Consider the following 11316-nt stretch of genomic DNA (forward strand, 5'->3'; position numbering starts at 1 on the left):
TCAACTCTGGGTTATTTGCCCCCAGCTGTCTACGAACAGAATATGGCAAACACACAACCTATCTCTCTGTCCGAAAAAATTTGACCGTTACATAATGCAGTAAGGTATCGTAAGCCACCGAGCCACAAACCAAGATCGACATCGCTGTTGCCTTTGCATCAGAAAAAGAGCAAACATTCTAAGCGCATCAGTCGGCGATCACCATGCAACAAGCACAAAAAGGATGAAAATATGGCACTGTTTAGCCGCCGCCATCTGATGATGGCCGCATTGATTGCTGCTTGCAGCCCCTTAACGGCGTGGGCAGGATCGGCACTCGATCAGGCGCGTTTTCCTGATGTGAATGGCAAGCTACAGTCGGTTGAGAATTGGCGTGGGAAAGTAGTGGTAGTCAATTTTTGGGCGACATGGTGTGCCCCTTGCCGTGAAGAAATGCCGATGTTAAACACCTTTTCACAACGGTTTGGCCCACATGGGGTAGCGGTGGTGGGGATTGCGCTGGATCAGAAAATCCCCGTCAAAAACTTTGCCCAACAGTTTTCTATTACCTATCCGCTGTTGGTGGCAGATAACAGTGCTTTGGAGTTGATGCGGACGATTGGCAATAAAATCGGTGCTTTGCCGTTTACGGTGGTGTTAGACCGTGATGGCAATATCACGGCCCGCCTGACTGGCAAAATTACTGAACAAAACCTATTAGATGCAGTGAAACCGCGCCTCTAAGATTTTATTTGAAACAAATTTACGATTTAATTTCCTTTTGGAAAATGTGCTCCAGCGAGCTCCCGTAATTCTGTTTCCGTTCTTTCTGACTTACTAGCAATTGCCCAGATATCATAGAAGGGATGTGTGCGTCGAAACGCCGCGACATTTTTAAAACCAGCAGATAACAAAGTACCTGTCAGAACCTTTTGAGTGAATCCACATCTATGGGCCATGTAAAGGTTTCCTTGAGCCATGGACGGTCTGTATCCATAAAGGATATCTATTGGAGCGATTGGGCCAGCTGGACTTTGATAGGCTGCTTCTGTCAGTTTGTCCTCAGCAATTAATGCACATACAGCTTGTAAATCAGGACAAGTAATCACAAGAAATCCTTCTTCTGTCAGTACTCTATGGAACTCTGAAAGTGCTTTTGGGACCTCATGCGGATATAGATGCTCAATGTTATGGCTAGAAAACAATGCATCAACTGATTCTGTTGTAACTGCTGACATATCAGTCATTGTTCCTACAATATCAGGCTGAACGTTTGGATCGATATCTAAACGCTTTTCTATCCAGCTTTCAGTATTAAAACCTGCTGTGGTTTGATTTTTACGTTTTGGCCCACAGCCAACATGTAGAAAAACAGGCATCGCGTAACCTCATAAAAAATTTATTCATAACTTCTGTGATTATTATGCCATTTTCAGATCTGAGGTGATATGTGATGGGGTGGTTTGATTGCCACAGACGGCGGTTAAACTGGCACGGGTGGCATGGTAAAAATGGGTGATGTCTGCCTCGGTGGTGCAATAGGGCGGCATAAAGTAAACCGTTTTTCCAATCGGCCGCACCAAACATTCGTGCTGTAACATCTCACGGAAAAACGCGAGGGCAAAGTCATTGCGCTCGCACACCACATCAAACGCCCAAATCATCCCACAGTGGCGGAAATGCGTTACCCACGGTAAATCACACAATCCCTGCAATTGCTGGGTAAAGGCCACTGCTTTCTGCGCATTACACTGCAAGACCTGATCTTGTTCAAAAATATCGAGTACCGCCAGCGCCGCCGCACAAGCCAGAGGATTGCCGGTATAGCTGTGTGAATGTAAAAAGCCGCGTGTCACATCTGGATCATAAAAAGCGTCATACACCGCATCGGTGGTGAGCACGACGGATAACGGCAAATAGCCGCCGGTAATCCCTTTCGATAAACACAGAAAATCAGGCGTGATTTCGGCGTGTTGGTGGGCAAAAAAACGACCGGTACGGCCAAAGCCTACCGCGATTTCATCCGCAATCAATAATACTTGGTAGCGGTCGCACAACTCGCGGACGCGCTGTAAATAATGTGGGTGATACATTGCCATGCCGGCGGCGCCTTGCACGAGCGGCTCAACAATCATGGCGGCAATCTGTTGATGTTGTGCGGCAAAGAGTCGTTCAACTGCTTGTGCGGCTTGCTCTGCCAACTGTTTAGCATCACGCTCGGCGGTAGTGTGTCGGTTATCCGGACACGGTACCGATAGACCTTCAATCAACAGTGGGGCATAGGTTTGGCGAAATAAAGGAATATCCGTTACCGCCAGTGCACCAACCGTTTCGCCGTGATAGCTGTTTTCAAGATGCACAAAACGCGTTTTCTCTGGCTGTCCTTGATTGCGCCAATAGTGAAAGCTCATTTTCAAGGCAATTTCTGTCGCCGATGCTCCATCCGAGCCATAAAAAGCATGGCCCAACCCAGATAACGCACCAAGACGTTCAGACAACTCAACCACTGGTCGGTGTGTAAAACCAGCAAGGATGACATGTTCTAACTGATCCATCTGACGGCTGATAGCGGCTTTGATGCGTGGCTCATTATGACCGAATAGATTCACCCACCATGAACTCACAGCGTCTAAATAACGCACCCCTTGTTCACCATATAACCAGCTACCTTCCCCACGAATAATCGGGATAATCGGCAGGGTTTCGTGACGTTGCATTTGGGTGCAAGGGTGCCAAACTGCTGCGCGACTGCGTGCTAATAAGTCCTGAGAGGGCGACATCGGGTGATTTCCATAAAAAACAGGCCCACGAGGGGCCTGTTGTCAGTGTTCGAAAACAAATATTAAGCGATGACGATTTCGTTGTGATTTTGTAGCATCGCGCTACGCATTTTTTGTAGGGCTTTCGCTTCAATCTGGCGGATGCGTTCTGCCGACACATTGAACTCAGCAGCCAAATCGTGGAGCGTTAAACCACCATCATCAGCTAACCAACGTGCTTCAATAATCCGGCGACTCCGTGCGTCTAGACTTTCCAACGCTTCGTGAATCCCTTCTTTTTGTAAGCGGTCGAATGCTTTGCGTTCAATTTGATGAGTCGGTTCGTTATCGTGGTCGGCGAGCCAATCGATAGGCGAAAACGCATCATCATCGTCATTGTCTGCCACCAAACCGATGTCTTGCCCACTCATACGGGTTTCCATCTCACGCACTTCTTCAGGTTTCACACCTAAAGCCAACGCGATGTCTTGTGCTTCGCTATCGGTGAGCGCGCTAAAACCACGTTTCATCGAGCGCAGGTTAAAGAACAATTTGCGCTGTGGTTTGGTGGTGGCAATACGAACGAGGCGCCAGTTGCGCAAGATAAATTCGTGGATTTCCGCTTTAATCCAGTGCACTGCAAACGAAAACAGACGCACACCGCGAGTTGGTTCAAAGCGCTTCACTGCCTTCATCAGGCCGATGTTGCCTTCTTGAATCAAATCTGCTTGTTGTAAGCCATAACCAGAATAGCCGCGTGCTATCGACACCACCACGCGCAGGTGCGACATCACCAGCTCACGAGCGGCATCAATGTCTTGATGTTCTTGATGGCGGGTTGCCAATTCGATTTCACGTTCGGGCGTCAGCATCGGAATGCTGTTCACCGCTGCGATATAGCTTTCCAGACTGCCATTGCTGGATGGAATTGGTAATGCGAATGCTTTGCTCATCTTTCGCTTTCCTTTCCGGAAGATGTCTTCTTTGTTTTTATTCTAGCACTCGTCTATAGAGAGTGCTAGAAATAGACTAGCTTTTTAGTCAAGTATTTTTTTATCGCAACTATAGTGTTTCTCTATCAAAACTGACTTAAAGCAGCGATCGAATGTGACCATTGTTTAACTACTATATTAACCTTGTCTTAAATACGGTTGGCATCAGCGTGGTTCTAGTTTGCGCAATAAGCGCGTGCATGTCCATGCTGCAGTTAAACAAGAGAGGCCAATGATACTGACAACCAACAAGGCACTTTCTTCCAAATTTAGGCTGTGTAGTTCCGCTTGGCTATGATAGAGCGCGGCAAAATCAGCAATTAAAGGATTGAGTGTCGCGATAAAGGCTTGAGCCAAGCCCCATCCTAATGCCGCAGCAATCCCCCCTTGCCACACCGCCAAATAGAGAAAAGGCCGCCGGATAAAGGGATTGGGAGCTCCGATCAATTTTGATACTTCAATCGCATCACGGTGTGCCAAGATCTGCATACGAATCATATTATGGGTGACCAACAGTAAGGTCACTGCCAAGCTTGCACCTAACACCAAGGTGAAATGTTGTAGCACAGCCAAAATTTGTGCCAATTTGCGCGCCCAACCGGCATCAAATTGCGTATTTTCGACCAGCGGTAAGTGACTGAGTTCCACCGCCAATTGTTCCATCTGTTCTGGCGTCAGTTCTTTTGGGCGGATGATAAAAGCATCTGGTAGGGGATTACCGCCAAGGGCTTGGCCGATGTCTTGTAGATTTTGTTTTTCTAGTAAGACTTTCAGCGCCTGTTCACGGCTGATAAATTCATAGTCGGCGATTAACTTATGCTGGCGCAAATGTTCATCCACCACGACAACATCAGTCCGTTCGGCATTCAGCTCCATAAAGACGGTAATCTCGGGCTTAACGGTTAACCCTTGGCTCCATTGTTGGGCGCTGCTGACCAAGAGATACAGACAAACCGGCAGTGCCACGGCCAATCCCAACATCGCCAGTCCTAATAAACTGCTTAAGGGTTGCTGGAGTAGTGTGCGGAGTGCTTGGCTTGCTGCCCGCAGGTGTAAATAAAAAAAGCGTTGCATACACACCCTAGCCTAGTTTGCCTTGAGAAAGCCGAATAGTGCGTTGGCCATATTCGCGCATCAATATTTCATCGTGGGCTGAGATCACAATCGTGACGCCAACTTGATGGAAGGATTTAAACAACTCCATAATATCCTGTGCATAAGCGCGGTCGAGATTGCCGGTGGGTTCGTCGGCTAACAAAATGGCGGGTCGATGGACGACGGCGCGGGCAATACAAAGGCGCTGTTGTTCACCACCGGATAAGCGCACCGGATTCATTTTCTCTTTATTAAGCAAGCCCACCTTGTCTAGGGCGGCACGAACACGCTTGGCGGCTTCTCGGCGATCAAAACCAATAATTTCTAATGGCAACAGCACATTTTCATGCACAGTGCGGTCGAACAGAATTTTATGATCTTGAAAAATCAAACCAATGTGTTGCCGTAGATAGGCCAGTTCGGTGGGGTGCATCTTAGAAAGATTTTGCCCATTCACTGTCACTGTCCCACGGTTGGCACGTTCAATGCCGGCAATCAGTTTCAACAAGGTGGATTTGCCGGCCCCTGAATGGCCGGCAAGAAACACCATCTCACCCTTGTCGATTTGAAAGGTCAATTGGTTAAGAGCTTCAATCCCGCCAGGATACACTTTGCTGACTTCAGAAAATTGAATCATCGGGTTGGGTGAGGGGGCGCTGGTCATGGTTAGCTTTGCTTAATCGAATAACGCATCGATATAGTCACGGGCATGGAAAGGACGTAAATCGTCTAAGGTCTCACCAACACCAATAAAGCGCAGTGGCACGGGGCGTTCGCGAGCAATGGCCGCAATCACGCCCCCTTTTGCTGTACCGTCCAATTTAGTCAAAATTAGACCGGTTAAGCCCAAGGCATCATCGAAGGCTTTCACTTGTGTGAGGGCATTCTGTCCGGTATTGGCATCTAATACCAATAAGGCTTCATGTGGTGCACCGGGGAGTGCTTTGTCAATGACACGTTTGACCTTTTTGATTTCTTCCATCAAATGTAACTGGGTGGGCAACCGTCCTGCTGTATCCACCAAGACAATATCGATTTTGCGGGCAATGGCAGATTGAATGGCATCAAAACAGACGGCAGCGGCATCCCCTTTTTCCTGAGAAATCACGGTCACATTATTACGTGCACCCCATTCAGCCAGTTGCTCGCGTGCTGCTGCGCGGAAAGTATCCCCTGCGGCGAGTAAGACAGATAAACCTTGACCTTGGAAATATTTGGCCAATTTACCAATCGAGGTGGTTTTGCCTGCACCGTTTACCCCCGCCATCAGGATAATAAAAGGACGATGCTGATCGGTTTGTAACGGTTTTTCCAACGGTAAAATCAGTTCATGTAGGGCATCTTTCAGCGCACCTTTTAATTCACTGGCGTCTTTGAGACCTTTTAAGGATACACGCTCACGCACTTCTTTTAATAAGTGTGTGGTAGCAGGGACGCCCATATCAGCGGTTAATAAGACTGTTTCGAGTTCTTCGTACAAGTCTTCGTCGATTTTGCCCCCACCAAATAATCCTGCCAGCGATTTACCTAGCTTATCGCGTGTCTTGGCAAGGCCACTTTTCAGCCGCTCTGTCCATGACAATTTACGAGAGGCTGGCGCCTCTGCTGCTACAGGCGGTGGTGGTGGGGTGACGGTGACGGTGACGGGAACCTTTGTCTCGATAACAGGCTCGGATACCACCACAGGTTCGATTGATTCGGCAGGGGGGGCTGTTGGTGTGGTGGGCTCGGTGCTAACAACGGGCTCAACAACTGGCGGTTTTTTCTTTTTGAAGAAACTAAACATGAGAGAATTGATAAACCATCTGCGAAATAAAAACAGGTGACATTACAACAGTCAGTCAGCGCAATTGGCACAAGGGTGTTGACTGTCATCGTGGTGGCAAGCCAACTGGTTGACAGTGGCAAGCCGGTCAAAATCGGAATTGTATTCGGTTTTTCTTCTGCTTAGGACATGAACCATCATGGCAAAGCTTTTTTCTCTACGTTCGGTGTTGTGTGGTCTGCTGCTTGGCGTCTCGATCACAGCGCAGGCAGAAACGGTAGAAAAAACCCTTGATAACGGCTTAAAGCTGATTGTACGCACCGATGAACGGGCACCGGTTGTGGTTTCACAATTGTGGTATCGCGTCGGCTCAGTCGATGAAAGTCAAGGGTTAACCGGTGTATCTCATGCATTAGAACACATGATGTTCCGTGGCACACAGCAAGTGCCCGACGGTGAATTCTCGCGGCGCATTGCGGCTTTGGGTGGAAAACACAACGCCTTTACTAGCCGTGATTATACGGTTTACTTTGAACAATTAGCGGCAGATCGGGTAGAAGAAGCCATTCGGCTAGAAGCCGACCGGATGGCCAATTTGCGGATTTCTGAAGATTTATTTTCGAAAGAAATTCAGGTGATTCGCGAAGAGCGCCGTTTACGGACAGATGATCAACCGACTGGCGTGTTATTTGAACAATTATCTGCTCAAGCTTTAGTCGCCAACCCTGCGCGCCATCCAATTATTGGTTGGGCCGATGATCTACAAACCATGCAGGCCAGTGATTTACGGCGTTGGTATCAAACATGGTACGCACCAAACAATGCCACATTGGTGATTGTTGGGGCGGTCAAACCCGAGCAAGTGTTCCGTATGGCTGAAAAACACTTTGGCAGCTTACCAAAACGTCCCCTACCGAGTTTTGTACCACGACAAGAACCCGAACCGTTGGGCCTGAAGCGGTTTACGGTTCATCGTCCCTCGGAACTCAGTTACCTCGCTATGGCGTGGCAAGTTCCCCGTTTATTGCCCAATCAAGCGCAAACAGATGCCCCTGCGTTGGCGATGCTGGCGGCGGTGTTGGATGGGCTAGAGTCATCACGATTGCCGAAAACACTGGTCAGAGAACAGAAATCTGCTAGTTCAGTGAGTGTGGATTACGACATGCTGGGACGGGGTGCTGCGCTATTTACCATTACCGCAGTGCCGGCGGCAGGGGTGGCTGTCGCCGAGATGGAAACAGCCATTCGTAAGCAGCTGGCGCAATTGGTGCAGCATGGTGTGAGTGAAAGTGAGTTACAACGGCTGCGCACTCAAATGCGGGCTTCTCGAGTCTATGAAAAAGACTCTTTATTTGGTCAAGCCATGAATTTGGGCCGACTTGCTTCGCTGGGGTTTGATTGGCGTCAGGAAGAAACTTTATTAGAACAGTTGCTCGCGGTGACCAGTGCCGATATTCAACGGGTGGCACAGCGCTATCTAGTCGATCAGCGTTTAACTGTCGGCGTATTGTTGCCAGAAAAAACGACAACTGCTGCAATCACAAAAGGGGCGAAACATGCTAACTAAGGTGATGAAACCGTGGCGACAGCTGCAAGTGGCTTCTTTGGTTTTAGGCATGGCATTGAGTACGAGTTGGGCGCAGGCACAACAGCTCATGCGCTGGCAAACCGAACAAGGTGCGCGGGTGGTGTTTATTGAAAGCCGCAATCAGCCGATGTTGGATGTGCGTGTTGATTTTGATGCTGGTTATTGGCGTGATTCACCACAAAAAGCGGGGGTATCCGCCTTAACGCTATCGTTATTACAAGCAGGCACCACACAGTATTCTGAGCAAGTATTAGCAGAAAAATTGGCTGACCAAGGGGCGCGCTTAAGTAGTTCGATCGAAACGGAACGTGCTGGGTTACAACTGCGCACTTTAAGCAGTGAGCCACAGCGCACTGCTGCGTTAACCTTATTTCGCAACATACTGAGCAATCCTAGCTTCCCTACTGCGGCAGTTGAGCGTGAAAAAAAACGCACAATCGAAGGCTTGAAACAGGCAGAAACAGATGCGGCAAGTGTGGCGGATCGGTTATTAACCACGGCGATCTATCCGACGCATCCTTATGGTTATGATGCTCTGACCTCGGTGACCACTGTAGCCGGTGTGCGGCGTGCCGATATATTGGCCTTTTGGCAACAGCATTATCAAGCGGCCAAAGCAACGGTAACCTTGGTAGGCGATATCAGCCAACAAGAAGCCAAAGGCATTGCACAACAACTGACTCAGACATTACCCCGTGTGGCAACACAACAGACCACGCCTAATCGAGTGCCTACTGTTGCCACACAGCAACTTATCAAACGTCCACATCCTTCCTCACAAGTTCACATCATGTTGGGGATGCCGCTGTTACAACGGCATGATCCTGATTATTACCCCTTATTAGTGGGTAACTATATTTTAGGCGGGGGAGGATTTGACTCGCGTTTGATGCGTGTGTTGCGAGATCAGCATGGTTTGACCTATGGCGTGAGCAGTTATATGAGCCCATTGCGCGAAGCGGGGCCTTTCGTGATTCAGTTGGCAACACAAAAGAAAAATGCAGATCAAGCCAATGCCCTGATTGACCAAGTGCTGGCGCAATTTATGCAACAAGGGCCGACTGATGAAGAATTAGCGCAGGCAAAAAATCATCTCATTGGGGGTTTTCCATTGCGCCTAGATAACAACCGTAAATTGCTCGACTACGCAGCGGTGATAGGTTTTTATGGTTTGCCAGATGATTTTCTCTCGGCTTACACCCAACGCATTGCCGCTGTCAGTCGTGAGCAAATTCAACAAGCGTTTGGGCGCCGTGTCGCTTCCCAACAATGGCAACGGGTCATGGTTGGGGTCGAGCCGCAATAACCAGAGCCAAGCCAATGCTAAAATGGAATCTAAGCGATTTAACACTGGATAATTGATGTCAAACTCAGCACGTAGTCAAAATAAAGGTAGCCACAAAGTCCGGATTATCGGCGGCAGCTTGCGTCGTCGTTTGATTAGCTTTCCTGAGAGCGAAGGTTTGCGACCTTCTCCCGATCGGGTTCGTGAGACTTTGTTTAACTGGCTAGGACAAGAATTAACTGGGCAGTTATGTTTGGATGCTTTTGCTGGCAGTGGTGCGCTGGGGTTTGAAGCGGCTTCTCGTGGAGCAAAGGCAGTCTTTATGCTTGAGGCCTCGCGTACGGCGGTGATGGCATTAAAAGAAAACCAAAAACAGCTCGCTGCGCAAACCGTACAAGTGGTGCAAACGGATGCTCTGGCGTGGATGCGGCAAGCTAAAGTGCCTTTTGATGTCATTTTTCTTGATCCGCCTTTTGCTTCCGATCTGCTATTTAAAGCCTTAACGTTGATCCAACAGCAAGGGTTATTGACTGCCACCGGTTGTGTCTATATCGAAACCGGACTATGGCCAGAGGCAGAGCAACTGTCCGGCTGGAATGTGGTGAAACAAGCAAAAGCGGGGCATGTGCATTACGGTCTGTTGCGATTAGCTGCTGTCGAGTCCTAGTGCTGTCTTGCAGCGAAGCGGTAGCAATGCCACAATCCACCACGAAGTAAATACTTGAGGAAAATAGTATGGCTTTAATCATCACCGACGAATGCATCAACTGTGATGTCTGTGAACCGGAATGTCCTAACAATGCGATTTCACAGGGTGAAGAGATTTATGTGATCGATCCCAACCTCTGTACGCAATGTGTGGGTCACTACGACGAACCACAGTGTCAACAAGTCTGTCCTGTGGACTGTATTCCTTTGGATCCTGCGCACCAAGAAACCCATGATGAGCTGTATCAGAAGTATTTGATCATCACGGGTAAATCGGCGTAAGACTGAATGCAGTCCACTAACCTGATGAATTGAAATAAAAAAGCCCGTTTTTGCGGGCTTTTTTACTTTTTACGCAAAAATTTTTTGCAAAAAGCGCTTGACTGGTCTACGAGATATCTTTATAGTTCGGGTCTCTTTCAGGAGGGATTCCCGAGCGGTCAAAGGGATCAGACTGTAAATCTGACGGCTCTGCCTTCGAAGGTTCGAATCCTTCTCCCTCCACCAGAATTTGTTGTAAAAGTTTTAAATTGGCGGTGTTAAGCAGGCGGGTGTAGCTCAATGGTAGAGCAGAAGCCTTCCAAGCTTACGACGAGGGTTCGATTCCCTTCACCCGCTCCAGTGCAATAAGTCAAAAGGCCCATGTAGCTCAGGGGTAGAGCACTCCCTTGGTAAGGGAGAGGTCGGCGGTTCAATTCCGCCCATGGGCACCATCTTCTTTTTGTTTGGCTTAAAAGTCAAAGGAAATGTCCGATCATGGCAAAAGAGAAGTTCGAGCGTACCAAGCCCCACGTTAACGTCGGTACCATTGGCCACGTTGACCACGGTAAAACCACGCTGACCGCTGCAATCACCACTATCTTGTCGAAAAAATTCGGCGGTGAAGCCAAAGGCTACGACCAGATCGACAGCGCTCCCGAAGAAAAAGCACGCGGCATCACCATCAACACCGCTCACGTCGAATACGAAACCGACACCCGTCACTACGCTCACGTTGACTGCCCAGGTCACGCTGACTATGTGAAGAACATGATTACCGGTGCAGCGCAGATGGACGGCGCGATCTTGGTGTGTTCCGCTGCTGACGGTCCTATGCCACAAACTCGCGAACACATCCTGTTAGCTCGCCAAGTGGGCGTGCCTTA

At 48.8% G+C, this 11316-nt stretch carries 12 protein-coding genes and 3 tRNA genes; 9 read left to right on the forward strand and 6 right to left on the reverse strand.

Annotation, left to right across the window (positions count from 1 at the left end; genetic code table 11):
- Positions 1-231 precede the first annotated feature (231 nt).
- On the forward strand, positions 232-723 hold the full coding sequence (locus G465_RS0111425) for a TlpA family protein disulfide reductase (protein ID WP_022654593.1): 492 nt from the start codon (positions 232-234) through the stop codon (positions 721-723).
- Between the two features lie 26 nt (positions 724-749).
- On the opposite strand, the gene G465_RS0111430 is transcribed toward G465_RS0111425, so the two are convergent.
- From G465_RS0111430 to ftsY, 6 genes are all read right to left on the reverse strand, one after another.
- Positions 750-1358 (reverse strand): class I SAM-dependent methyltransferase, encoded by a 609-nt coding sequence (locus tag G465_RS0111430; protein ID WP_022654594.1) that lies wholly within the window; start codon positions 1356-1358, stop codon positions 750-752.
- A gap of 42 nt (positions 1359-1400) precedes the next feature.
- On the reverse strand, positions 1401-2759 hold the full coding sequence (gene bioA, locus G465_RS14600) for an adenosylmethionine--8-amino-7-oxononanoate transaminase (RefSeq protein WP_022654595.1): 1359 nt from the start codon (positions 2757-2759) through the stop codon (positions 1401-1403).
- A 62-nt stretch (positions 2760-2821) separates the two neighbouring features.
- Positions 2822-3691, reverse strand: coding sequence for an RNA polymerase sigma factor RpoH (rpoH, locus tag G465_RS0111440; protein ID WP_022654596.1), 870 nt, complete (start codon positions 3689-3691; stop codon positions 2822-2824).
- Between the two features lie 204 nt (positions 3692-3895).
- Positions 3896-4804, reverse strand: a complete 909-nt coding sequence (locus G465_RS0111445) for a cell division protein FtsX (protein ID WP_022654598.1) — start codon at positions 4802-4804, stop codon at positions 3896-3898.
- Between the two features lie 7 nt (positions 4805-4811).
- Complete coding sequence (ftsE, locus tag G465_RS0111450; RefSeq protein ID WP_027405420.1) at positions 4812-5462, reverse strand: cell division ATP-binding protein FtsE; 651 nt, start codon at positions 5460-5462, stop codon at positions 4812-4814.
- Between the two features lie 39 nt (positions 5463-5501).
- Positions 5502-6611, reverse strand: coding sequence for a signal recognition particle-docking protein FtsY (gene ftsY, locus G465_RS0111455; RefSeq protein WP_022654600.1), 1110 nt, complete (start codon positions 6609-6611; stop codon positions 5502-5504).
- Positions 6612-6789: 178 nt separating this feature from the next.
- Between ftsY and G465_RS14605 the strand changes: the two genes are divergently transcribed.
- The 8 genes from G465_RS14605 to G465_RS14610 form a co-directional block, all read left to right on the forward strand.
- Positions 6790-8157 carry a M16 family metallopeptidase gene (locus G465_RS14605; RefSeq protein ID WP_022654601.1) on the forward strand — a complete coding sequence of 456 codons (1368 nt, stop codon included), beginning with the start codon at positions 6790-6792 and terminating at the stop codon, positions 8155-8157.
- Positions 8147-9484 (forward strand): M16 family metallopeptidase, encoded by a 1338-nt coding sequence (locus tag G465_RS0111465; RefSeq protein ID WP_027405421.1) that lies wholly within the window; start codon positions 8147-8149, stop codon positions 9482-9484. Before G465_RS14605 ends, G465_RS0111465 begins: the two co-directional genes overlap by 11 nt.
- Before the next feature lie 55 nt (positions 9485-9539).
- Positions 9540-10130 carry a 16S rRNA (guanine(966)-N(2))-methyltransferase RsmD gene (rsmD, locus tag G465_RS0111470; protein ID WP_022654603.1) on the forward strand — a complete coding sequence of 197 codons (591 nt, stop codon included), beginning with the start codon at positions 9540-9542 and terminating at the stop codon, positions 10128-10130.
- Positions 10131-10198: 68 nt separating this feature from the next.
- Entirely contained in the window at positions 10199-10453 is a 255-nt protein-coding gene (locus tag G465_RS0111475) for a YfhL family 4Fe-4S dicluster ferredoxin (RefSeq protein ID WP_022654604.1), read from the forward strand.
- Positions 10454-10593: 140 nt separating this feature from the next.
- Positions 10594-10678 (forward strand) — tRNA-Tyr (locus tag G465_RS0111480).
- A 40-nt stretch (positions 10679-10718) separates the two neighbouring features.
- A tRNA-Gly gene (locus G465_RS0111485) sits at positions 10719-10792 on the forward strand.
- 17 nt (positions 10793-10809) lie between these two features.
- Positions 10810-10884: transfer RNA gene (locus G465_RS0111490), tRNA-Thr, on the forward strand.
- 43 nt (positions 10885-10927) lie between these two features.
- The coding region (locus G465_RS14610) for a GTP-binding protein (protein WP_022654606.1) at positions 10928-11316 on the forward strand (389 nt) is incomplete at its 3' end.

The sequence above is a fragment of the Aquaspirillum serpens DSM 68 genome, assembly GCF_000420525.1.
GTDB classification, from domain to species: domain Bacteria; phylum Pseudomonadota; class Gammaproteobacteria; order Burkholderiales; family Aquaspirillaceae; genus Aquaspirillum; species Aquaspirillum serpens.

Excerpts from the sequence above, each read along its gene's own strand:
- ftsY (WP_022654600.1), bottom strand. The coding sequence starts at position 6,611 with ATGTTTAGTTTCTTCAAAAAGAAAAAACCGCCAGTTGTTGAGCCCGTT.
- G465_RS14605 (WP_022654601.1), top strand. The coding sequence starts at position 6,790 with ATGGCAAAGCTTTTTTCTCTACGTTCGGTGTTGTGTGGTCTGCTGCTT.
- rpoH (WP_022654596.1), bottom strand. The coding sequence starts at position 3,691 with ATGAGCAAAGCATTCGCATTACCAATTCCATCCAGCAATGGCAGTCTG.
- G465_RS0111475 (WP_022654604.1), top strand. The coding sequence starts at position 10,199 with ATGGCTTTAATCATCACCGACGAATGCATCAACTGTGATGTCTGTGAA.
- G465_RS0111430 (WP_022654594.1), bottom strand. The coding sequence starts at position 1,358 with ATGCCTGTTTTTCTACATGTTGGCTGTGGGCCAAAACGTAAAAATCAA.
- rsmD (WP_022654603.1), top strand. The coding sequence starts at position 9,540 with ATGTCAAACTCAGCACGTAGTCAAAATAAAGGTAGCCACAAAGTCCGG.
- G465_RS0111465 (WP_027405421.1), top strand. The coding sequence starts at position 8,147 with ATGCTAACTAAGGTGATGAAACCGTGGCGACAGCTGCAAGTGGCTTCT.
- G465_RS0111445 (WP_022654598.1), bottom strand. The coding sequence starts at position 4,804 with ATGCAACGCTTTTTTTATTTACACCTGCGGGCAGCAAGCCAAGCACTC.
- bioA (WP_022654595.1), bottom strand. The coding sequence starts at position 2,759 with ATGTCGCCCTCTCAGGACTTATTAGCACGCAGTCGCGCAGCAGTTTGG.
- ftsE (WP_027405420.1), bottom strand. The coding sequence starts at position 5,462 with ATGATTCAATTTTCTGAAGTCAGCAAAGTGTATCCTGGCGGGATTGAA.
- G465_RS0111425 (WP_022654593.1), top strand. The coding sequence starts at position 232 with ATGGCACTGTTTAGCCGCCGCCATCTGATGATGGCCGCATTGATTGCT.